Source organism: Streptomyces sp. NPDC025638, from assembly GCF_055558775.1.
The window spans coordinates 172,753-193,804 of record NZ_JBVHLX010000008.1 but is presented as its reverse complement, the minus strand read 5'-3'; the positions used below and the strand labels follow the sequence as shown (position 1 = coordinate 193,804).

At 73.1% G+C, this 21,052-nt stretch carries 19 protein-coding genes; 9 read left to right on the top strand and 10 right to left on the bottom strand.

All coding sequences use genetic code 11. The features are described from left to right. Positions 1–67: 67 nt before the first annotated feature. The 5 genes from ACZ4EG_RS22090 to ACZ4EG_RS22070 all read right to left on the bottom strand — a co-directional run bounded on the left by ACZ4EG_RS22090 (position 68) and on the right by ACZ4EG_RS22070 (position 5,028). Entirely contained in the window at positions 68–1,021 is a 954-nt protein-coding gene (locus tag ACZ4EG_RS22090; protein ID WP_467791777.1) for an RluA family pseudouridine synthase, read from the bottom strand. Between the two features lie 18 nt (positions 1,022–1,039). Continuing rightward, complete coding sequence (locus tag ACZ4EG_RS22085) at positions 1,040–2,551, bottom strand: amino acid permease (protein WP_467791776.1); 1,512 nt, start codon at positions 2,549–2,551, stop codon at positions 1,040–1,042. A gap of 194 nt (positions 2,552–2,745) precedes the next feature. Next, a complete protein-coding gene (locus ACZ4EG_RS22080; protein WP_467791775.1) occupies positions 2,746–3,594 on the bottom strand; it encodes a siderophore-interacting protein in 849 nt (282 codons plus the stop codon). Positions 3,595–3,708: 114 nt separating this feature from the next. Continuing rightward, positions 3,709–4,638 carry a 5'-3' exonuclease gene (locus ACZ4EG_RS22075; protein ID WP_467791878.1) on the bottom strand — a complete coding sequence of 310 codons (930 nt, stop codon included), beginning with the start codon at positions 4,636–4,638 and terminating at the stop codon, positions 3,709–3,711. Positions 4,639–4,659: 21 nt separating this feature from the next. Further along, entirely contained in the window at positions 4,660–5,028 is a 369-nt protein-coding gene (locus ACZ4EG_RS22070) for a hypothetical protein (protein ID WP_467791774.1), read from the bottom strand. Between the two features lie 373 nt (positions 5,029–5,401). Between ACZ4EG_RS22070 and ACZ4EG_RS22065 the strand changes: the two genes are divergently transcribed. Together ACZ4EG_RS22065 and ACZ4EG_RS22060 are read left to right on the top strand one after the other, a co-directional pair. Beyond that, positions 5,402–5,971 (top strand): helix-turn-helix domain-containing protein, encoded by a 570-nt coding sequence (locus ACZ4EG_RS22065; RefSeq protein ID WP_363296713.1) that lies wholly within the window; start codon positions 5,402–5,404, stop codon positions 5,969–5,971. Further along, the gene (locus tag ACZ4EG_RS22060) at positions 5,971–6,690 is read left to right on the top strand and encodes a helical backbone metal receptor (protein WP_467791773.1); all 720 of its coding nucleotides are present in this window, start codon (positions 5,971–5,973) and stop codon (positions 6,688–6,690) included. The genes ACZ4EG_RS22065 and ACZ4EG_RS22060 overlap by 1 nt, the downstream gene beginning before the upstream one ends. Here the strand turns inward: ACZ4EG_RS22060 and ACZ4EG_RS22055 are convergent. Next, positions 6,602–7,729, bottom strand: coding sequence for a TDT family transporter (locus tag ACZ4EG_RS22055; protein WP_467791772.1), 1,128 nt, complete (start codon positions 7,727–7,729; stop codon positions 6,602–6,604). The two genes, ACZ4EG_RS22060 and ACZ4EG_RS22055, sit on opposite strands and share 89 nt — an antisense overlap. A 70-nt stretch (positions 7,730–7,799) precedes the next feature. On the opposite strand from ACZ4EG_RS22055, the gene ACZ4EG_RS22050 reads away from it, so the two are divergent. Further along, entirely contained in the window at positions 7,800–8,720 is a 921-nt protein-coding gene (locus ACZ4EG_RS22050) for a LysR family transcriptional regulator (protein ID WP_453549700.1), read from the top strand. 247 nt (positions 8,721–8,967) lie between these two features. Here the strand turns inward: ACZ4EG_RS22050 and ACZ4EG_RS22045 are convergent, their stop codons facing one another. Both ACZ4EG_RS22045 and ACZ4EG_RS22040 read right to left on the bottom strand, forming a co-directional pair. Then, positions 8,968–9,654 (bottom strand): gamma-glutamyl-gamma-aminobutyrate hydrolase family protein, encoded by a 687-nt coding sequence (locus tag ACZ4EG_RS22045; RefSeq protein ID WP_467791771.1) that lies wholly within the window; start codon positions 9,652–9,654, stop codon positions 8,968–8,970. Between the two features lie 94 nt (positions 9,655–9,748). Continuing rightward, the gene (locus ACZ4EG_RS22040; protein ID WP_453549695.1) at positions 9,749–10,486 is read right to left on the bottom strand and encodes a FadR/GntR family transcriptional regulator; all 738 of its coding nucleotides are present in this window, start codon (positions 10,484–10,486) and stop codon (positions 9,749–9,751) included. Between the two features lie 93 nt (positions 10,487–10,579). Between ACZ4EG_RS22040 and ACZ4EG_RS22035 the strand changes: the two genes are divergently transcribed. The 4 genes from ACZ4EG_RS22035 to ACZ4EG_RS22020 are packed head-to-tail and all read left to right on the top strand — an operon-like array spanning position 10,580 to position 15,355. Beyond that, entirely contained in the window at positions 10,580–11,938 is a 1,359-nt protein-coding gene (locus ACZ4EG_RS22035) for a glutamine synthetase family protein (RefSeq protein WP_390710947.1), read from the top strand. A gap of 11 nt (positions 11,939–11,949) precedes the next feature. Beyond that, positions 11,950–13,314 carry an aldehyde dehydrogenase family protein gene (locus tag ACZ4EG_RS22030; RefSeq protein ID WP_453549691.1) on the top strand — a complete coding sequence of 455 codons (1,365 nt, stop codon included), beginning with the start codon at positions 11,950–11,952 and terminating at the stop codon, positions 13,312–13,314. A 7-nt stretch (positions 13,315–13,321) separates the two neighbouring features. After that, on the top strand, positions 13,322–14,104 hold the full coding sequence (locus ACZ4EG_RS22025; protein WP_390710945.1) for a 3-oxoacyl-ACP reductase: 783 nt from the start codon (positions 13,322–13,324) through the stop codon (positions 14,102–14,104). A 27-nt stretch (positions 14,105–14,131) separates the two neighbouring features. Further along, positions 14,132–15,355 (top strand): HAD family hydrolase, encoded by a 1,224-nt coding sequence (locus ACZ4EG_RS22020; protein WP_467791770.1) that lies wholly within the window; start codon positions 14,132–14,134, stop codon positions 15,353–15,355. A gap of 30 nt (positions 15,356–15,385) precedes the next feature. On the opposite strand, the gene ACZ4EG_RS22015 is transcribed toward ACZ4EG_RS22020, so the two are convergent. Then, positions 15,386–16,588 carry an amino acid deaminase/aldolase gene (locus ACZ4EG_RS22015; RefSeq protein WP_467791769.1) on the bottom strand — a complete coding sequence of 401 codons (1,203 nt, stop codon included), beginning with the start codon at positions 16,586–16,588 and terminating at the stop codon, positions 15,386–15,388. A 1,389-nt stretch (positions 16,589–17,977) separates the two neighbouring features. Here ACZ4EG_RS22015 and ACZ4EG_RS22010 point away from each other — a divergent pair. Further along, positions 17,978–18,790 carry a hypothetical protein gene (locus ACZ4EG_RS22010; protein WP_453550117.1) on the top strand — a complete coding sequence of 271 codons (813 nt, stop codon included), beginning with the start codon at positions 17,978–17,980 and terminating at the stop codon, positions 18,788–18,790. After that, positions 18,787–19,980, top strand: coding sequence for a type VII secretion-associated serine protease mycosin (gene mycP, locus ACZ4EG_RS22005; protein ID WP_467791768.1), 1,194 nt, complete (start codon positions 18,787–18,789; stop codon positions 19,978–19,980). The genes ACZ4EG_RS22010 and mycP overlap by 4 nt, the downstream gene beginning before the upstream one ends. A gap of 22 nt (positions 19,981–20,002) precedes the next feature. Here mycP and ACZ4EG_RS22000 read toward each other — a convergent pair whose 3' ends face one another. Further along, positions 20,003–21,049 carry a serine hydrolase gene (locus ACZ4EG_RS22000; protein WP_467791767.1) on the bottom strand — a complete coding sequence of 349 codons (1,047 nt, stop codon included), beginning with the start codon at positions 21,047–21,049 and terminating at the stop codon, positions 20,003–20,005. Positions 21,050–21,052 lie beyond the last annotated feature (3 nt).

The following is a 21,052-nucleotide window of genomic DNA, read 5'->3' as shown; positions in this document are numbered from 1 at the left end:
GGTGTCCGGCCCGGCCCCGTCCGTGGCAGCGTGGTGTCTGGCAGCGTGTCAAGCGTTGGTGGCGCGGTCACTGACCGGCCCACCGCCCATAGGAGGACCAGGCCTCCAGCGCACGCCCGCTGGTGAACCGGTGCTCCGCGCCCGTGACCGGATCGGTGAACTCCAGCCTTCGCGCCAGCAGTTGGAGCGGACGTCGGAAGTCACCGGCCGGCACGGGGGCGGTCACCTCCGGGTACAGGGGATCGCCGAGGATGGGCACGCCCAGGGCGTTCATGTGCACCCGCAGTTGATGGGTCTGCCCGGTGTCGGGGGTCAGTCGGTAGTGCCCCAGGCCGTCGCCCTCCCGGTGCTCGATCAGCTCGACCCGTGTCACGGCGTTGGGTTCGCCCTCGACCTCCCGCGCGGCCATGACCCCGCGCTCCTTCACGATCCGGCTGCGCACGGTGCGGGGCAGGGCGAGCGCGGGGTCGTACGGGGCGACGGCCTCGTACTCCTTGCGCACCAGCCGGTCGCGGAACAGCGTCTGGTACGCGCCGCGCTCCGTCGGCCGCACCGTGAACAGCACCAGCCCGGCCGTGAGCCGGTCCAGCCGGTGCGCCGCGGAGAGCTCTGGAAGGTCCAGCTCCCGCCGCAGCCGGGCCAGCGCGGTCTCGGTGACATGGCTGCCGCGCGGTGTGGTGGCGAGGAAGTGCGGCTTGTCGGCCACGACGACATGCGCGTCGCGGTACACCACCGTCAGCGGGAACGGCACCGGCACCTCGGCGGCGAGCTCCCGGTGGAACCACACGAACATCCCCGGTACATACGGAGCGTCGGCCGCCACCGCCAGCCCGTCGGCCCCGACGATCCGCCCCGCGTCCAGCATCGCCTCGACCACCCCGGGCCCGGCCCCTGACAGCCGCTCCACGAGATGCTCGCCCACGGTGGCCCAGGACCCGGCCATGGGCAGCCGCACCCGCACCGGGTCCACCCCCTCGCGCTGGGGCAGGGGGGAGGGCGGGGTGCGGGTCTTGCGTCTCATCGGTGCCAAGCGTAGGCGTTACGCGGGTACCGGCTCGGCCGCCTCCGGCTCGATCACGACCGTACGCGCTCGGCGGACTCGGTAGGCGGCCCCCAGCACGACCGTCGCGCCGAGGAACAGCACCGTGAACCAGCGGAAGTACCAGTGTCCGCCCGTCGGGTCGTACACCGCTGCCCGCGGCCACGCGAGGTTGACGGTCATGGCCAGGCCGTAGAGGACGGCGAGCGTGTTGACCGGGACGCCCCAGCGGCCGAGGGAGAACAAGGGGGCACCCGTCTCGTCGGTGCCGGCGACAGTGAACCGACCGCGCAGCCGGCGGACCAGCAGGGGGCCGGTGACCATCGCGTAGGCGAGGTACAGCATCACGATGCAGGTGGTGCCGATGGCCAGGAAGGCGTCCGGCGAGGCGAAGTCGAGCAGCAGCAGCGCCGCCGCGAGGACGCCGACGACCACGGCCGGGGCGCTGGGCATGCCGGTGCGCGGGTCGACCCTGGACAGGCGGCGGGCGAAGGGCAGTTGGCCGTCGCGGGCCATGGAGAACAGCATCCGGCAGGCCGCCGTCTGGATCGCCAGCGTCGCCACGGCGATCGCCACCACCACGTCGGCGAGCAGCACCCGGCCCACTCCGTCCCCGAGGCTGCTCGTCAGGACGTAACTGAGCCCGTCGACCGCCAGCCGCCCGTCGCCGAGGCTGGGCGCGGCGAGCAGCCCGCCGAGCACCACGAGTCCGCCGAGCAGACCCGCCGCGCCCAGCGCGGTGAGGATGGTGCGGGGCGCGGTGCGGCGCGGAAGGCGGGTCTCCTCGCTCATCTCACCGGCGCTGTCGAAGCCGATCATCACGTACGCCGCGGTGAACGAGCCCACCAGCAGGGCGCCGAACAGGCCGCTCTCGGCGGCGGTCCCGGTGTGGAAGGTGATGCCGGGGGAGCGCTTCGAGTGGGTGAGCAGGAGGACGACGATGAGGACCGCGCCGATGATCTCGGCGGTGACGCCGACCCGGTTGATCACGGACATCAAGCGGTTGTCCACGAGGTTCACCAGCGTCGTCAGGGCCAGCAGGATCACTCCGAGGACGGCGGCGTTGGCCGCCCCGTCGGGCGATGTGGGCGCCGGGTCGTCGCCCACCAGCTGGAAGCCGGACCAGAGCGCGGGAAGCACCATCTGCAGCGCCAGCGCGGCCGCGGCCACCACCACGATCTGCCCGATCACCATGATCCAGCCGGCGAACCAGCCGAAGGAGGCGTTCGACAGACGCGAGGACCACTGGTAGATCGCGCCCGAGATCGGATAGCGCGCTGCCAGCTCCGCGAAGCAGGCCGCGACCGTCAACTGGCCGATCAGCACGGCAGGCCAGGCCCAGAAGAAGACCGGTCCGCCGAAGGCGTACCCGAAGGCGAAGAACTGGAAGACGGTCGTCAGTACGGAGATGAAGGAGAACCCGGCGGCGAACGAGGCGTACCGGCCCAGGCTGCGATGCAGTTCCTGGCGGTAGCCGAACTCCTCCAGGGAGCGGTCGTCGGTGGTCGTCACGGCGGCACCTGCCTTCGGCACGGTATTCCTGTCGGGCGACAGAAATTAGGGACCGCCTGTTTCGCGGGCGTCACACCGGCGTGTCCGGTGCGGACCCAAGTGCTCACGTCCTTGCGTGCCTGGCTCCTGACGCCACGCGGTGGGCGAAAACGCGGAAGCGGCGACACCCGGAAGGTGCCGCCGCTCCCGTCGTCTCACGCGGCGGCTGCCGAGCCGCCCTCCTGCTCCGCCTCGATGCGCGCGTTCCACTCCCGCTTGGAGGCCTGCCAGCCGTCCTCGTTGTGGCCCAGGCGCCAGTAGCCGGAGATCGACAGGTCCTCGCGCGGGATCTCGCGCTCGACCCGCAGCAGCCGGCGCAGCTCCTTCACGAAGCTCGCCTCGCCGTGCACGAACGCATGCACCCGGCCCTTGGGGAACTCCAGCGCCCGCACGGCCTCCACCAGGGCGTCGCCGATCGGCCGGTGCCCGCGGTGCAGCCAGACGATCTCCACGTCGGAGTCGATCTTCTGCTCCTCCTCGGGACCGGAAACCTCCACGAAGGCAACCGCCTTGGTGCCCTTGGGCAGTGCCTCCAGGGAGCGGGCGATCGCGGGCAGCGCGCTCTCGTCGCCGACGAGCAGATGCCAGTCGGCGTCCGTGTCGGGTGCGTAGGCGCCGCCGGGGCCCATGAACCGTACGACGTCGCCCGGCTGTGCCCGCAGCGCCCACGGGCCGGCCAGGCCCTCGTCGCCGTGGACCACGAAGTCAAGGGTGAACTCATGGGTCTTGGGGTCCCAGTCGCGCACGGTGTACGTCCGGGTCACCGGCCACTGCTCGCGCGGGAACTCCTCCTGGATGCGCTGCAGGTCGAAGGGCTCCGGGTAGGTCACGCCCGCGGGGCCGAACAGGAGCTTCACATAATGGTCGGTGCAGGTGTCCGCCACGAAGTCCGCGAGGCCGTCGCCGCCGAGCACCACACGCTGCATGTGCGGGGTCAGCCGCTGCGTGCGAACGACCTGGGCGGAATGGGCCTTGCGCGGCCTGCGTCCCGGGCGCTCTGCCATGTCGGCCTCCCTGCTCCATTGGTTAGGTTTACCTAAGTTAGCATCCCCTTCTGGGTGACACCTCCATCATGCGGACCGGGTGACCGTGTTTTGCCGGAAAAATACTCGGGCCGCTCAGGCCTCCAGCGTCGTCAGCAGCCGGTGCAGGGAACCGCCCAGGCCCCAGCGCACCGCCAGCTCGTCCAGCCCCGCAGGGTCGCGCGGTGTGCGCGGCAGCGCCGTGTCGACCTGCGGCAGCGGCACGTCCGCGGCCACCCGGACGACCTTCGGCGCGACGGCGACGTACGGCCGGGCCTCGTCGAGGCGCTTGCGCTGCGACGGCGTGAGCTTCGCCTTGGGGTCGTCGACCGCGGCCATGATCCCGTCGAGGTTGCCGAACTCGGCCAGCAGCTTGGCGGCCGTCTTCTCGCCGATGCCGGGCACACCGGGCAGTCCGTCGCTCGGGTCGCCGCGCAGCAGCGCCAGGTCCGCGTACCCGCTGCCGTCCACCCCGTACTTCTCGCGCAGCAGGGCCTCGTCGGTCATCTGCAGGGTGCCCACGCCCTTGAGGGGGTACAGCACCCGCACCCCGCGCGCGTCGTCCACGAGTTGGTACAGGTCGCGGTCACCGGTGACGATGTCCACCGGGCCGTCGGCGCGCGCGGTGAACGTACCGATCACGTCGTCGGCCTCGTACTCCGCGACTCCGACCCGCGCGATGCCCAGCGCGTCGAGCACGTCCTCGATGACCGGCACCTGCGGGGAGAGCGTGTCCGGCACCTCCTCCTCGTCCGGTCCCACCTCGTGCTCCTCGGCCACCCGGTGTGCCTTGTAGGAGGGGATGAGGTCGACCCGCCACCGCGGCCGCCAGTCGGCGTCCATGCAGGCCACCAGGCGGTCGGGACGGTGGTCCTTGACCAGCCGGTCGATGAAGTCCAGCAGCCCGCGCACGGCGTTCACCGGCGTGCCGTCAGGCGCCTTCACCGAGTCGGGGACGCCGAAGTAGGCGCGGAAGTACAGCGAGGCGGTGTCGAGGAGCATCAGTCGTCCGGTCACGCCTCGCATCATGCCGTACGGCACTGACGGTCACCCGCCGCGACGAACCGGCAGGGACCGCAGCCACCGCCACCGCGGGCGTTCCGTGACGAGGGCGACGGCGGCGAGGAGAGACACCAGGGCGGCCGCCCAGGCCGGCCACAGGTACCACGCCGAGGCCACGGCCGCGCCGAACTGGAGCAGCACGAGCAGGATGGTGACCTCGCCCGGAACGGGGACGATCACGTTCGACTTGTCGCCCGGCGTCGCGAAGACGGTCGGCAGACCGATCAGCAGCACCAGCGAGAGCACCGCCAACGCCCAGGAGTGCGCGGCCAGGGCCCAGGGCGTGGCCACCCAGGCCACCAGCTCCGTCGCGAAGCGCAGCGCGGATGCGAGACGGTCGTCCGGGCGTTGCACAGTCGTCCCCCCAACAGCGATGCCGGCCACCGCCGGTGATCCTAGGCGCCTTCACCGCCCACGAGAAGGATCCGGCCAACCACATAGCGCTACGTCATCGCCCAAGCTTCGCGTGGCCGCGACCGGGAGCCGCCGACCGCGCACGGTATCGAGGGGGTGACACACGATCATGGCCCCAGGACGGGGCGGGCGCACGGGCTCGTCCACTGGCGCGAACCGTAAGGGTCACACCCACGCGATGTGACATGGATGTGACGGCCGCATGAAACGGTTTGCCGAACATGCGTAGGGTGCAGAGAACTCATCAGACGCGTTGTGCCCGACGCCGGGCACCCGCACAGCTCAGCGACGAGCGAAGGAGGGAGCCGGAGCGATGGGCGACCACAAAGAACAACAGCCCGTGCGGGTGGGCGCGGCCGTCCGGCGACGACGCCGTGCGCTGGAGCTCACCCTCGCCGTCGTATCCGAGCGCAGCGGACTGTCGGTGCCCTTCCTGAGTCAGATCGAGAACGACCGGGCACGCCCCAGCACAGGCTCCCTGGAGAAGGTCGCCGACGCCCTGCGCACGACGGCCGTCGAACTCCTCGCCGCCGCCGACCCCGCCTGCAGTGTCGACGTCGTGCGCTCCGACAGCCCCGAGCAGGACTTCACGCCCCGGGTGCGCTCCCTGGTCCGCGGCCACCATCAGCTGCACGCCTCGGAGTTCACCGGCGACCATGACGCCGGACGCGAATTCCAGCACCGCAACGACGAGTTGATGTACGTCGCCGACGGCGCCGTGGAGATCGAGGCGGAGGGCCGCGCCTACCGGCTCGGCCGCGGCGACACCCTGTACCTCACGGGCGGGGTCCGGCACCGTTGGCGGGCCACGGTGCCCGACACCCGCGTGATCGTCGTGGCGGTGGCCGAGCACATCGAGGCGGTCCAGGACCGGTCCCGCTAGTGCGGGTCGTCTCCCTGGTTCCCTCGCTCACCGAGGCGGTGGCCGTGACCGCGCCCGGTGTCCTGGTCGGCGCGACGGACTGGTGCACCCACCCGGCGGGCCTGGACGTCACCCGCGTGGGCGGCACCAAGAACCCCCGGCTCGACCGAATCGTGGACCTGGCCCCCGACCTGGTGGTCGCCAACGAGGAGGAGAACCGCGCCCCCGACCTCGACGCCCTGCGCGCGGCCGGCCTTCAGGTGCTGGTCACCGAGGTCCGGGACGTACCGCAGGCCTTCCGGGAGCTGACCCGGGTACTGGCCGCGTGCGGCGCGCCGGAACACCCCGGCTGGCTGGTGGAGGCGGAGCGCGCCTGGTCGTCGCTTGCGGTACCCGCTGCCCGTGCCACGGCGGTCGTACCGATCTGGCGGCGCCCGTGGATGGTCCTGGGCCGGGACACCTTCGCGGGCGATGTACTCGGCCGCCTGGGCGTCGACCACCTCTACGCGGGGCACGCGGACCGCTACCCCCGCATTCCGCTCGACGAGCTGCGGGCAGCGGCTCCGGACCTGGTCGTCCTCCCGGACGAGCCGTACCGCTTCACACCCGAGGACGGCCCGGAGGCCTTCCCCGGCCTGCCCTGCGCGCTCGTCAGCGGACGGCACCTGACGTGGTACGGCCCGTCACTGGCCGAGGCGCCGCGGGTGCTGGCCGGGGCCCTGCGAGCAGCTCACCGCTGACCAGCCCGCGTGCCGTGCCACAGGCCGCCGCCGCCCAGGCCGCGACGAGCACGGCATACAGCCCCACCGCCAGCCAGCCGTACACGGCCAGCCCCGTGTGCCGGGCGAGCGCCGCGGCCCCGGTGACACAGGTGCCCACCGGAAAGGTGAACGCCCACCACGTCATCGCGAACCCCATCCCGTGCCGCCGGGCCCGCACCACATGGGCGGCGGCCAGCCCGAACCACAGCAGCGCGAAGCCCATGACCGGCACCCCGTACAGGACGGCGAGCAGAGCGAAGCCCTGGTCGTACGGGGCGGGTACGACCCCGGGCGCGACATCCGCGAACGTCCCGACGGCGGTGGTGGACTGCCCGAGCGGCCCGAGGACCAGGAACAACGTCGGTGTGAGCGCGAGCGGCAGCGGGCCCCCAGTGATCAGCCGGGCGAAGACCACGGGCAGCATCAGCAGCGTGGCGAGCAGGCTGAGCCCGAACATCGCGAAGCAGGCGAGCAGCAGGGTCTCCCTGGGCTGTCCGGCCGGGAGGCGGGGCACGAGGGCAGGACCGAGCGCGGCGGACACCATGGGCGCGACCAGCGGCAGCAGCCACACGGGTGTGGCCTGCCCCGGCTCGATCCGGTGCCGCACAGCCATGAGGTACGGCACGGCGACGGCGGCCGTGAGCCCGACGACCGTACCGGCGACGAACAGCACGCCGTCGAGGGCGACCGCCGCCCGGATTCCGATCCAGTCCCGTCCGACGGCCATCGCGCCGCCGCCGACGGCCAGCAGGGCCATGGACAGGCAGCCGTAGAACGGGGCCGTCGCCGGGTCGAGGAGGTGGGCCCGGGCCTGGTCGCGGTGGTGGGTCCAGTGCAGGGCGCGGGCGCCGAGAAGGACCAGGAGCAGCACGCCCGAGGCCGCCCATACGACGGTGCACGCGAGGCGCAGGGCGCCGCTGTGCAGGGGGAGCGCGGCGCCGGCGGTGCCCACGACCGCCGTGCCCATGACGGATGCGTACCAGTTGGGGCCGAGATTGCGGACGGCTGCGGTGACCATGGCTCCACCTTCGTGCGGGCGCACGGCTGCGACCAGGGAGTTCATCTCTATGAGGGCATAAGCTGGTCTTATGAGTGAGGTGGAGGAGCGGCGCGGACCGGGAACCCTGGCGCATCGGGTGCCGGACCTCGGGGCCCTGGAACTGCTGCTGGCGGTGGCCCGGCTGGGCAGTCTCGGGGCGGCCGCGCGGGAGGTCGGCATCACCCAGCCCGCGGCCAGCAGCCGGATCCGCTCGATGGAACGCCAGTTGGGTGTGGCCCTCGTGGACCGCTCGCCGCGCGGCTCCCGGCTCACGGACGCCGGTGCGCTGGTGACGGACTGGGCGAGGCGGGTCGTGGAGGCGGCGGAGGCCTTCGACGTGGGGGCGCAGGCGCTGCGCGACCGCCGCGACTCGCGTCTGCGGGTCGCGGCCAGCATGACGATCGCCGAGTATCTGCTCCCGGGCTGGCTGCTGGCTCTGCGTGCCGATCGCCCCGACACAGCGGTGTCGCTGCTGGCCGGCAACTCGGCGGCGGTGGCGGAGCGTCTGCTGGCGGACGAGGCCGACGTGGGCTTCGTGGAGGGGCTGACGGTGCCTCCGGGTCTGGACTCCGCCGTGATCGCCCATGACCGCCTGATCGTCGTCACGGCCCCCGGCCATCCCTGGGCCCGCCGCAGACAGCCCCTCCCGGCCACCGAACTGGCGGCCACCCCGCTGATCCTGCGCGAGCGCGGCTCCGGCACCCGCCAAGTCCTCGACGCGGCCCTTGGAGGTCTGGCCCGGCCCCTCATCGAGCTCTCCTCCACCACGGCGGTGAAGGCCTCCGCGGTCAGCGGGGCGGGCCCGGCGGTCCTCAGCGAACTCGCCGTCCGCGAGGAACTCGCCATGCGCCGCCTGGTGAGCATCCCCGTCGACGGGATCCTGCTGGCCAGAGACCTACGCGCGGTCTGGCCGACGGGACACCGCCCGACGGGTCCGGCACGGGAACTGCTGTCGCTGACGCGGGGATGAACACTTCGGCGCGGACCCCGCCGCTCAGCCGCGGCTACCGCTCACGAAGCGGCTCGCACCTTGGCGGCCACCCCGCCGATCCTGCCGTGCGCTCATCGAGCTCTCCTCCACCCCGGCCACCACGGCGGTGAAGGCTTACGCGGTCGGCGGGGCGGGCCCGGCGCTCCTCACGCACGGGCGCTGTTGTCGCTCACGCGAGGGCGAACGCTTCGGCGCGGGCGCCGCGCCGCTCGGGCGTGGCTGCCGCTCACGAAGCGGCCCGTACCAGCTCCCGCATCACCCGTAGGTCCTCGCCCATCTCCGGATGCCACTGCACGCCCAGCAGCCACCGGTCGCCCAGTGCCGGTTCGATCGCCTCCACCGTGCCGTCGGCCGCGTACGCCGATGCGACGAGTCCTTCGCCCAGGCGGTCCATCGCCTGGTGGTGGAACGTGGGCACGGATGTCTCCTCCGGGACCGCCTGCGCGTACCGCGTTCCCGGCACCGGCTTGACCGGATGGCTGCTGAACACCCCGGGAGCCTCCGCGTGCCCGTCGATGTGCTGGGTGAGCGTGCCGCCGAGGGCCACGTTCAGCAGCTGCATGCCCCGGCAGATGCCGAGGAGCGGTACGCCCGCGTCCAGCGCCGCGTCGATCAGGGCCAGTTCCCAGGCGTCGCGCTCCCGGGCCGGCGGCCCCGTGCGGGGGTCGCGCTCCGCGCCGTAGCGCACCGGCTCGACGTCCGGACCGCCGGCGATCACCAGGCCGTCCAGCCGTGCCACGGCCGCCGCCGCATGCTCCGGCCCGTCCGGCGGCAGCATCGCGGCCAGCCCCCCGGCCCGCTGCACCAGCCGCGGATAGCCGGCCGGCAGCAGCGCGGCCTCCATCGCCCACGCGCTCCACCGCACCCCGGACTCCAGATAGGTACTGATGCCGATCAGCGGCCTGCCCGTCATACGTCCTCACGCTCCCCGCAATGGATTGAGTTCATACCTTTGCCGAGGTGCCGGTGAACGGCAAGCCCTCGCGCCGGGTGAGGAGTTCGCGTCCTCAGGCCAGGAACCCCCGCAGCAGCGCGGCCGTGCCCGCGCAGTGCTCCCGCATCATCTCCCGCGCCCCGTCCGCGTCGCCGTCCAGCACGGCCTCCACCAGCGCGATGTGCTGCCGCTGCGAATGCTCCAGATTGCGGACCAGCAGCGGGATGCAGTCGAGCAGGTCGTTCACCGTCGCCCGCACCGCCGCGTACTGCGAGGTCAGCGTCGGCGAGCCGCACAGTTCCGCCAGGGTGAGGTGGAGCAGCGTGTCCAGGCGCCGGTAGTCGGCCAGCGGAGCGTCGTGCGTGCGGGCCAGCGCCTCGCGCAGCCGCCCCGCCTGCCCGTCGGTCAGTCCGTGCGCCGCGCACAGCCCGGCCGCGCCCACCTCCAGGACCTCCCGGAAGCGCAGCATGTCCTCGATGTCGACCTCGGCGATCCGCCGCCGCAGCTCGTCCTCGCCGCCGGCATCGGCCCGGGGCAGCACGAATGTTCCGCCGTACCGCCCGCGCCGCGACTCCACCAGCCCCTGGTCCTGCAGCACCTTCAGCACCTCGCGCAGCGTCACCCGGCTGATCCCGAGTCGCTCGGCCAGCTCCCGCTCGGCGGGCAGCCGCTCGCCTCCCGGCACCAGACCGAGCCGCACGACCTGCAGGATCTGCTCCAGAGCCTCCTCGAAGCCGTTCCCCGCACGCACCGGCCGCAGCACCGGCGTGAGGCGGTCGCCCAGCCTCCCGGGCTCAGTGTCCTGCGACATCCGGCCGTACCCCCTTCCCAAGCAATGGTTCTCCGCAATACCTTATGGCTCCCGGCCCGGCCGAAAAAGCGCAGAAGCCGAAGGAGCTCTCCCGTGGCAGACCGCACACCCCCGCTCAGCGTCGAGGAGCTGCACACCCTCGTCGCCGGCGGTGAGATCGACACTGTCGTCCTGGCCTTCCCCGACATGCAAGGGCGACTCCAGGGCAAGCGGTTCGCCGCACGATTCTTCCTCGACGAGGTTCTCCACCACGGCACCGAGGGCTGCAACTACCTCCTCGCCGTCGACACCGAGATGAACACCGTCGACGGCTACGCGATGTCCTCCTGGGACCGCGGCTACGGCGACTTCGCCATGCACCCCGACCTCTCCACCCTGCGCCGCGTGCCCTGGAACGCGGGCACGGCCATGCTCATCGCCGACCTGGCCTGGGAGGACGGCTCCCCGGTGGTCGCCGCGCCCCGCCAGATCCTGCGCCGCCAGCTGGACCGCCTCGCCGAGCTCGGCTACACCGCCCAGGTCGGCACCGAGCTGGAGTTCATCGTCTTCAAGGACAGCTACGAGCAGGCCTGGGACGCGAACTACCGGGATCTGACCCCGGCCAACCAGTACAACATCGACTACTCGGTGCTCGGCACCGGCCGCATCGAGCCCCTGCTGCGCCGCATCCGCAACGAGATGGCCGGCGCCGGCCTCACCGTCGAGTCCGCCAAGGGCGAGTGCAACCCCGGCCAGCACGAGATCGCCTTCCGCTACGACGAGGCCCTGGTCACCTGCGACCAGCACGCCATCTACAAGACCGGAGCCAAGGAGATCGCCGCCCAGGAGGGTGTGTCCATCACCTTCATGGCCAAGTACAACGAGCGCGAGGGCAACTCCTGTCACATCCACCTCTCGCTCGCGGACGCCGACGGCACCAACGCCATGACGGGACCCGACGGGATGAGCGAGGTCATGCGGCACTTCCTCGCCGGCCAGCTCGCCGCCCTCCGCGACTTCTCCCTCCTGTACGCCCCCCACATCAACTCCTACAAGCGGTTCCAGCCCGGCTCCTTCGCCCCGACCGCCGTCGCCTGGGGCCACGACAACCGCACCTGCGCCCTGCGGGTCGTCGGCCACGGCCGCTCCCTGCGCTTCGAGAACCGGCTGCCCGGCGGCGACGTCAACCCGCACCTCGCCGTCGCCGGCCTGGTCGCGGCGGGGCTGTACGGCATCGAGCAGAAGCTGGAGCTGCCCGAGCCCTGCCCCGGCAACGCCTACACCGCCGACTTCGAGCACGTCCCCACCACCCTGCGCGAGGCCGCCGAGTTGTGGGAGAACAGCCCGATCGCCAAGGCCGCCTTCGGCGACGAGGTCGTCGCGCACTACCGCAACATGGCGCGCGTCGAGCTGGAGGCCTTCGACGCCGCGGTGACCGACTGGGAGCTGCGCCGCTCCTTCGAACGCATGTGAGAGGTCCTTCCGTGTCGAACGAGTCCGAGCTCCAGGTACTCAACCCGGCGACCGAGGAGGTCGTCGCCACCGTCCCCGCCGCCGACGCGGCCGAGGTGGACCGCGCCGTCGCCCGCGCGACCGCCGCCCAGCGGGGATGGGCGGCCGCGGCTCCCGCCGACCGCGCCCGCCTGCTGCGCCGCTTCGCCGACGTCGTCGACGCCCACGTCGAGGAACTGGCCCAACTGGAGGTCCGCGAGGCCGGCCACCTCCTCGGCAACGCCCGCTGGGAGGCCGGCAACGCCCGCGACCTGCTGCTGTACGCGGCCGGCGGCGCCGAACGCCTCCTCGGCAAGCAGATCCCCGTGCCCGGCGGCTGGGACGTCACCTTCCAGGAACCCCTCGGGGTGGTCGGCGTGATCGCCCCCTGGAACTTCCCGATGCCCATCGCCGCCTGGGGCTCCTTCCCGGCGCTCGCCGCTGGCAACGCCGTCGTCCTCAAGCCGGCCGAGACCACCCCGCTCACCGCGCTGCGCCTCGCCGAACTCGCGCTGGAGGCGGGCCTGCCGGAGGGGCTGTTCCAAGTCCTCCCCGGATACGGCCACATCGCCGGCCGCGCCCTGGTCGACCACCCCGATGTGGCGAAGATCGTGTTCACCGGCTCCAGCCGCACCGGCCGCGAGGTCATGGAGCGCTGCGCCCGGCAGGTCAAGCCCGTCACCCTCGAACTCGGCGGCAAGAGCCCGAACATCGTCTTCGCCGACGCCGACCTGAAGTCCGCGGTCGACCCGTTCTCCTTCCTGGACAACTCCGGCCAGGACTGCTGCGCCCGCACCCGCATCCTCGTCCAGGAGTCCGTGTACGACGAGGTCCACGAGTTCCTCGCCGACGCCCTGTCGGCCGTGGTGGTCGGCGACCCCGCCGACGAGAAGACCCAGATGGGCCCGCTGATCTCCCGTCAGCAGCTGGACCGCGTACGGTCCTTCGTGCCGGACGACGCCCGTGCGCTGCGCGGCAGCGCGCCCGACGGGCCCGGCTTCTGGTTCGCCCCGACCGTGCTCACGGGGGAGCGGCCGGACTCCGAGGCGGCCCGCGAGGAGATCTTCGGCCCGGTCGCCGTCCTGCTGCCCTTCACGGACGAGGCGGACGCCGTACGCCTCGCCAACGACACCCCCTACGGCCTTGCCGGCTCCCTGTGGACCCGCGACCTGGGCCGCGCCCTGCGCGTCTCGCGGGCCGTCCGCGCGGGCAACCTGTCCGTCAACTCCCACTCCAGCGTCCGCTACTCGACCCCGTTCGGCGGGTTCAAGCAGTCCGGCCTCGGCCGGGAACTGGGCCCGGACGCCCTGACCGCCTTCACCGAAACCAAGAACGTCTTCATCAGCACGGAGGCCTGAGCCGCTCATGACCGACGAAACCATCTGCCGCCGCCTGGTCGGCCGTACCGCCGTCATCACCGGAGCCGGCAGCGGCATCGGCCTGGCCGCCGCCCGCCGGCTCGCCTCCGAGGGCGCCCACGTCGTCTGCGGCGACGTCGACGAAGCCCGCGGCAAGGCCGCCGCCGACGAGGTCGGCGGGATCTTCGTGAAGGTCGACGTCACCGACCCCGAGCAGGTCGAGGCCCTCTTCAAGGCGGCCTTCGACACCTACGGCAGCGTCGACATCGCCTTCAACAACGCCGGCATCTCGCCGCCCGACGACGACTCCATCCTGGAGACCGGCCTGGAGGCCTGGAAGCGCGTCCAAGAGGTCAACCTCACCTCCGTCTATCTGTGCTGCAAGGCCGCCATCCCCTACATGCGCCGCCAGGGCAAGGGGTCCATCATCAACACGGCGTCCTTCGTGGCCCGGATGGGCGCGGCGACCTCCCAGATCTCGTACACCGCGTCCAAGGGCGGCGTGCTCGCCATGTCCCGGGAACTCGGCGTGCAGTTCGCCCGCGAGGGCATCCGCGTGAACGCCCTGTGCCCGGGCCCGGTCAACACCCCGCTCCTTCAGGAGCTGTTCGCCAAGGACCCGGAGCGGGCCGCCCGCCGGCTGGTGCACATCCCGGTCGGCCGGTTCGCCGAGGCCGAGGAGATCGCCGCCGCCGTCGCCTTCCTGGCCAGCGACGACTCCGCCTTCGTCAACGCCACCGACTTCCTGGTGGACGGCGGAATCTCGGGCGCGTACGTCACGCCGCTCTAGGGGGCAGACCGGTACGGTTCGGGTCGTATGCGACACCTTCTCGCGTGGACCCTGGTCGCGGCCGCCACCACCCTGACGGCCGCGACCCCACAACCGCCCGCACGCTCCGACTGCCCACGGCTGACCGGCACTTGGCGCGGCGACGACCGCGCCCGCCTCCAACGGGTGATCGACACCTACGGCACCTGTTCCGGCCGCCGGGGCGCGGTGGCCGCGTTCGACTGGGACAACACGGTCACCAAGAACGACGTCACCGACGCGACCCTCACCTGGGCCCTGCGCCACGGGAAGCTGCTCCGCCCGGACCGCTGGACGGACACCAGCAAGTGGCTGACCCCGGCCGCCGACCAGGCCCTCACCCGGGCCTGCGGCACTGGCAGCGGCCCCGTCCTGTCCGGCCCCCGCTGCGCGGACGAGATCCTGGAGATCCGCGAGAACGCCACCACCATGACCGGCGCCCCGGCCTTCGCGGGCACCTGGAACCACCGGCGCACCGTGCCGCAGTACGCCTGGGTGCCCCAGCTCTTCGCGGGCCGCACCTCCGCCGAACTCACCGCCTACGCCACGGCCGCCCGCCGCGAGGCGCTGGCCGCCCCCGTCGGCGCGACGCGCACCCTCGGCACGCACACCCTCCCCGCGTACGTCCGCTACTACGACCAGCAGCGCGACCTGATCCGCACCCTCCAACGGGCGGGATTCGACGTCTACATCGTCTCCGCGGGCGCCGAGCCCGTCACCGAGGTCTGGTCGGCGGGCGTCGGCATCGACGCGGCCCACACGATCGCCATCCGCCCGGTCCTGGACCGCCGGGGCCGCATCACACCCCGGAACGAGGGCTGCGGCGGCATCCCGGCCACCCGGGGCGAGGTGATCCCCTACATCGACGGCAAGCGCTGCTGGATCAACCAGGAGGTGTACGGCGTCCGGGGCGCCGCGGCCTGGCTGCGGCAGCCCCGGCAGCGGCGGCCCGCCCTCGCGGCAGGCGACGCCGACACCGACGTCACCTTCGTCGGCGACGCCACCGGCGTCCATCTGGCCGTCAACCGCAACAAGCCCGAGCTGATGTGCCGGGCCTACGACGACGCCGACCGCCGCTGGCTGGTCACCCCCATGTTCATCGCCCCGCTGCCCCGCAGGCCCGAGCCGTACCCGTGCTCGACCACGGCCTACACGGCCCCCGACGGCACCCACGGGCCGCTCCGGCGGGAGGACGGCACGCCGGTCCCGGACGAGCCGGACACCGTGTACTGATCGACCGTGCACTGGTCGACCGTGCACCGATCAGAGGAAGGTGTGGCCCTCGCCCCGGTACGTCGGCACGGTGGCGGTCACCGTGTCCCCCTCGATCAGGTGCAGCGCGGCGAAGCGCTCGCACAGCTCACCGGCCTTGGCGTGCCGGAACCACACCTTGTCGCCGACGAGGAGGTCGTCGGCGGGCGAGCCGAGCAGCGGGGTCTGCACCTCGCCGGGGCCCTCCTGCGAGTCGTACTCCAGCCCCTCCGGCAGATACGGCACCGGCAGCCGGTCCGGCCCGGCCACCCCGGAGGCCGGGTAGCCGCCGCCGAGCACGGTCACCACGCCCACCCCCGGCCGCCGCACGACCGGCAGGGCGAAGAGGGCGGCGGGACGCCCCTTGAAGGACGTGTAGTTGTCGAAGAGGCGCGGCACATACAGTCCGGAACCCGCCCCGATCTCGGTGACACAGTCCTCGGCCGCCGTGTGCTGCACACTGCCCGTGCCGCCACCGTTGACGAACTCCAGGTCCGGGACCACGGCCCGGACCGCCCGCACCACCGCGGCGCGCCGCTCGGCCAGCTCACGGCGGGCGGTCGCCTGCATCAGCCGTATCGCGCGGGAGCGCAGCGGCCGCCCGGCGACGGCGTCACCGACACCGGCGATGTGCCCCTCGTACGCCATGATCCCCACGAGCCGGAAACCGGGCCGCCGGGCCACCGCCCGCGCCAGCTCCGCGACCTGGGCGGGGGAGTGCAGCGGCGAACGCCGCGCCCCGACCCGCACCCGTCCGCCGAGCAGCTTCAGCGAGGTGTCCAACTCCAGGCAGACGCGCACGACTTCACGGCCGCCGGCGCGCGCGGCGTCGATGAGGTCGAGGTGGGCGACGTCGTCGACCATGACCGTGACGGCCGAGGCGAGCTTGGGGTCGCCGGTGAGCTCCGCGTAACCGGTGCGGTCGGCGGACGGATAGGCGAGCAGGACGTCGTCGAAACCGGAGCGGGCCAGCCACAGGGACTCGGCGAGCGTGAAGGACATCACGCCCCGGAAGCCGTCCTTCGCGAGGACGCGTTCGAGCAGGGCACGACAGCGAACGGACTTGCTGGCGACCCGGATCGGTTTCCCGCCGGCCCGGCGGGCGAGATCGTCCGCGTTGGCGTCGAAGGCGTCCAGGTCCACGATCGCGAGAGGGGCGTCGAGATGGGCGGTGGCCCGGTCGTAACGGGCCCGGTCGGCGGCGCGCGCAGTCATGCACGAAGCCTGCCAGACAGGATTACCGCAGGGTAGGGGGACGTTCCGGGCAGATACCCCCGGGGTCACGGACTGGTTCCCGTTCGCCCTGCGACACCCCGTAGAGTGACGCGCACGCACGACGGAACGACTCCGGCCGACGCCCTGCGCCGGGATGCCGGGCCGCCGCTGCGGGTATGCGTGCCTGGGGGCGGACTGTCCCGCACCGGGCCCGGGCGACGAGGACGGCGGCCCGCGTACGAGGAAACGGCCCGGGCACGAGGAAACGGGGGGTGCATGAGCAGGGAAGCGCAGCACGCCCCGGTCCCGCCCCGCCCCACGACACCTCCCCCCGGCCGCCCCCACGACTCCGCCTCCGGCGACGCCACGACGAACGGTGACCTCTCCGAGGGCAGGCCACTGCCGGGCGGGCCGTCCGGGAGCCGTCGCGTGGGTCCGGGCGCCCCGGCCGGCAGCCGCACGCCGGGCCCGAACGTCCCCTCGGCCGAGTCGGTGTCCCGGAGCGGCGGCGAGGGCGACGCGGGCCGCACCCCTGCCGGTTCCCCGGACGGGCAGCCCCGCTTCCCCAGCCTCCGCCCGTTCCGCCTGACTCCGAGCACCGCATCCGCGCCCCCGCCGCCCGCCTCCGCAAGATTCCCCGACGCCCCGCCCACCGCCGGTCGCGAGCCGCGCCGGACGAGCGCCGACCAGACGGGACCGGGAGCCACGCCGCCGCCCGGGAGGCCCGGCACCCCGCCTGCCACTCGGCTGGAACGGCCCGCCCGCCTGCGACCGGTGCCCCCGGCCCGGACGCCCGAGCCGCCCGGCGGCCGGTCCGCCGGTGCCCCGGCGGCCCCGTCGCGCCCGGTCTCTCCCGCCGCACCGCCCAGGCCGGCCACCCGGCCGGACTCCGCGTCTCCCGCCACGGCGCCCGTGCCGGACGCCCGCCCGGGTTCCGCGGGCATACCACCGCAGCCTGATCGGGAACCGGACTCCAGGAGCGCCGAGTCCGTCGGGCGCACCGATTCCGCCGCCGTGCCGCCCAAACCCACCACCAGGCCCGACGGGCACCCGGGGGGTGTGGCGTCCCGCGCTGCCGATGTCTCCGGTACCTCGGCTCCGCCGCGCCCGGTGAATGGCGACCCGCGCCACCTTGCCGGCCCGCCCGCTCCGTCGTCCGCGCCCCCTTCGGCCGGTGGTGGGCCGTCCGGCAACGTCACTTCGTCGGCGCCGGTCTTCCCGCCCCGCTCGGCCGATGGCGTGCCGCCGAGGCCCGTCGGTGAACCGGTCTCCGGCGAAGCGTGGGGTCCGGCCAGGGTGGGCGGCAACCCGGCTCCTCAAGCGTCGGGCTCGCCGGCGAGCTCCGTGTCCCCGGACCCGGCCCTCTCCTGGAGCGCGGCCCGGCATGTGGTGTCGTTCGGGGAGGCCGAGGGGTACGACGAGCGCGGGCGGCCGCGCCCGCTGGGGGCGTGGGCGGCGCCGCGGACCGCCGCTGCCGCCGCCTGCGTCGTGATCGGGCTCGGGCTCATCGGCGGCGCGGTGACCGGGAGTTGGCTCACCGGTGACTCCGGGAGCCCGGGGGCCGGCAACAGTTTCGCCGCGGCCGGAGCGATGTGGCACAACGTGCCGGTCGACGAGTTGTTCCCGCCCACCGTGCAGGGCAGCGGCGCGGGACCCGGCGGCGCCGACCGCACCTGGACCCGTGTCGCCGTCGCCCCGGACAGCGGCTGCGCGAATGCCCTCGACCCGCTGCTGCGCAAGGCCCTCGCCCCCGTCGGCTGCCAGCGACTGCTCAGGGCCACCTACACCGACGCCACCCAGAGCTACGTCACCACCGTCGGCCTCCTGTTCACCAAGGCCGACTCCGCGGCCATGACCTCCCTCGCCGGCCGCTTCAAGAAGGAGGGCCTGGACCGCCGTACCGACCTGATGCCCCGCCCGTACGCCGCCAAGAACACCGTCGCCGCCGCCTTCGGCGTCAAGCAGCGCGCCTCCTGGACGATCTCCGTCCTCACCGACGCCCCGGTCGTCGTCTACGCGGTCTCCGGCTGGGCCGACGGACGTACGGTCGACTCTCCCCAGCCCGCCGCCGACGCCATGGATTCCGGCGCCACCAGCGCCCCCGCGCAGGCGGGCCTCGGCCAGGAGGCGCAGGGTCTCGCCGACCGCATCCAGCGGCGCCTGCGGCAGACCGTCAGCTCGGCCACGGAGACGCCCTCATGAACGGCCGCCGCCGCGTGGGCCGCCTGACCGGCCCGGCCCTGAGCCTCCTCCTCGCCGGTTCCCTGGCCCTCGTGCCGTCCACCACCGCCTACGCCGACGGCATCCGCGCCCAGCAGTGGGCCCTGTCCGCCATGCACACCCAGCAGGCCTGGCGGACCACCAAGGGCAAGGGCATCACCGTCGCGGTCCTGGACACCGGCGTCGAGGCCGACCACCCCGACCTCGACGGCAACGTCCTGCCGGGCAAGGACCTGATCGGCTTCGGCGCGAAGCGCGGCGACCGTTCCTGGGCCCGGCACGGAACGGCCATGGCCGGGATCATCGCCGGACACGGCCATGGAACCGGTGACGCCGACGGTGTCATGGGCATCGCGCCCGAGGCCAAGATCCTGCCCGTGCGGGTGATCCTGGAGGACGGCGACACCGCCCGCGGCAAGGCCCGCAGCACCCGCGGCAACGCCCTCGCCGAGGGCATCCGCTGGGCCGCCGACCACGGTGCCGACGTCATCAACCTGTCCCTCGGCGACGACTCCGCCTCCGCGCACCCGGAGCCCAGCGAGGACGAGGCGGTGCAGTACGCGCTCAAGAAGGGCGCCGTCGTCGTCGCCTCCGCGGGCAACGGCGGCGAGAAGGGCGACCACATCTCCTACCCGGCCGCCTACCCCGGTGTCATAGCCTCCGCCGCGGTCGACCGCTACGGCACCCGCGCCTCCTTCTCCACCCGCCGCTGGTACGCCACGGTCAGCGCGCCCGGCGTTGACGTCGTCATCGCCGACCCGGACCACAAGTACTACGAGGGATGGGGGACGAGCGCCGCCTCCGCCTTCGTCTCGGGCGCGGCGGCCCTGGTCAAGGCGGCCCACCCGGGGCTGACCCCGGCCCAGATCAAGAAGCTCTTGGAGGACACCGCCCGGGACGCGCCGAGCGGGGGCCGCGACGACTCCCGCGGCTTCGGCTTCATCGACCCGGCCGCCGCCATCAAGGCCGCCGCCCGCCTCAAACCACAGGGCCTCCACTCGGCCGCCTACGGCGAGAAGTACTTCGGCCCGGGACCCGACAGCGCCGAGGCCACCGACGGTGTTTCCGGCTGGGCCGGCCCCCTCGCGGGCAGCGCCGGCGGAGTGCTCCTCGTCGCGGCCGTCGTCCTGTGGCGGAGCCGCCGCGCGTCGCGCCGGTACGGCGGCCACTGAGGCTCCCGGCCGGAACGAACCGTCAGTTCGTCTCCGTCTCCGTCTCCGTCTCCGTCGCCGAGGCCGAAGCGGCCGCGGCCCCGGACGCGGAGTCACCATCGGTGAATGCCGACACGGCCGCCTTCGCCGCCGCCTCGACCAGGGAGATGCCCTTCGCCTGCGAGGCGCTGCCGTTCGACAGGACGGCCACCAGATAGGCGGTCCCGTCGACCGTCACGCGCCCGATGCTGTTGACGTCCCACAGGCCCGTCGTGCTGCGCGCCAGCCAGCCGTTCTTCAGCGCCCATCCGGAGCCGTCCGCCACGGCGGAGACCCCCCAGCGCTGGTCGGCCTCGATGTTCTTCATCAGCCGCTGGAGATACGCCCGCGAGGCCTCGCTCAGCTTCGAGTCGTCCCCGAACACCTGCTGGAGCAGGACGAGTTGGTCGGCGGCGGTGGTCTGGGTCAGCCCCCACAGCGCGCCGTCACCGCCCTCCGTCTCCGTGAGACCGAGGCGCTTGTTCGCCGCGTCGAGGCCGTCCGCCCGGCCGATGGTGTTCCACAGCGCCGTCGCGGAGGCATTGTCACTGTTCTCGATCATCTTCGTGGCGTACGCCTTCTCGGTCGCCGTGAGATGCCGGCCGGCGTCCTGCGCCTGGAGCAGCAGGGCGGCCAGGATGTCGACCTTGACGATGCTCGCGGTGTCGAAGGCCGCGTCGCCGTAGCCGGCGCTCTCGCCGGAGTCCAGGCTCAGCACCGCGGCCGACACCTTGGCCGAGGACGGCACCGTCACCGACTTCATGGCCTCGGTCAGCAGCGCGACACGGTCAACGGTCGGTTCCGCCACGGGTTCCACCGATTCCTCCCCGCTCGCCGAGGCCGATGACGATGACGATGAAGAGGACGATGACGATGACGCGGGCGACGGCGACTTCGCCGAGGATATGGGGCCCGAGTGCGCCCGCGCCGTCACATACGCCGTGCCGCCCGCCGTGACCCCGGCCAGCGCGGCCACGGCGAGCGCGGTGTGGACGAACATACGGCTCCGGGACGGACGAGCGCGGCGACGGCGGGCTCGGGAAGACTCCATGCC

Bases quoted from the DNA above. Each gene is read 5' to 3' on its own strand.
- ACZ4EG_RS22090 (WP_467791777.1), bottom strand. From the start codon at position 1,021: ATGAGACGCAAGACCCGCACCCCGCCCTCCCCCCTGCCCCAGCGCGAG.
- ACZ4EG_RS22080 (WP_467791775.1), bottom strand. From the start codon at position 3,594: ATGGCAGAGCGCCCGGGACGCAGGCCGCGCAAGGCCCATTCCGCCCAG.
- ACZ4EG_RS22075 (WP_467791878.1), bottom strand. From the start codon at position 4,638: ATGCGAGGCGTGACCGGACGACTGATGCTCCTCGACACCGCCTCGCTG.
- ACZ4EG_RS22065 (WP_363296713.1), top strand. From the start codon at position 5,402: ATGGGCGACCACAAAGAACAACAGCCCGTGCGGGTGGGCGCGGCCGTC.
- ACZ4EG_RS22055 (WP_467791772.1), bottom strand. From the start codon at position 7,729: ATGGTCACCGCAGCCGTCCGCAATCTCGGCCCCAACTGGTACGCATCC.
- ACZ4EG_RS22050 (WP_453549700.1), top strand. From the start codon at position 7,800: ATGAGTGAGGTGGAGGAGCGGCGCGGACCGGGAACCCTGGCGCATCGG.
- ACZ4EG_RS22045 (WP_467791771.1), bottom strand. From the start codon at position 9,654: ATGACGGGCAGGCCGCTGATCGGCATCAGTACCTATCTGGAGTCCGGG.
- ACZ4EG_RS22040 (WP_453549695.1), bottom strand. From the start codon at position 10,486: ATGTCGCAGGACACTGAGCCCGGGAGGCTGGGCGACCGCCTCACGCCG.
- ACZ4EG_RS22025 (WP_390710945.1), top strand. From the start codon at position 13,322: ATGACCGACGAAACCATCTGCCGCCGCCTGGTCGGCCGTACCGCCGTC.
- ACZ4EG_RS22020 (WP_467791770.1), top strand. From the start codon at position 14,132: ATGCGACACCTTCTCGCGTGGACCCTGGTCGCGGCCGCCACCACCCTG.
- ACZ4EG_RS22015 (WP_467791769.1), bottom strand. From the start codon at position 16,588: ATGACTGCGCGCGCCGCCGACCGGGCCCGTTACGACCGGGCCACCGCC.
- mycP (WP_467791768.1), top strand. From the start codon at position 18,787: ATGAACGGCCGCCGCCGCGTGGGCCGCCTGACCGGCCCGGCCCTGAGC.
- ACZ4EG_RS22000 (WP_467791767.1), bottom strand. From the start codon at position 21,049: ATGGAGTCTTCCCGAGCCCGCCGTCGCCGCGCTCGTCCGTCCCGGAGC.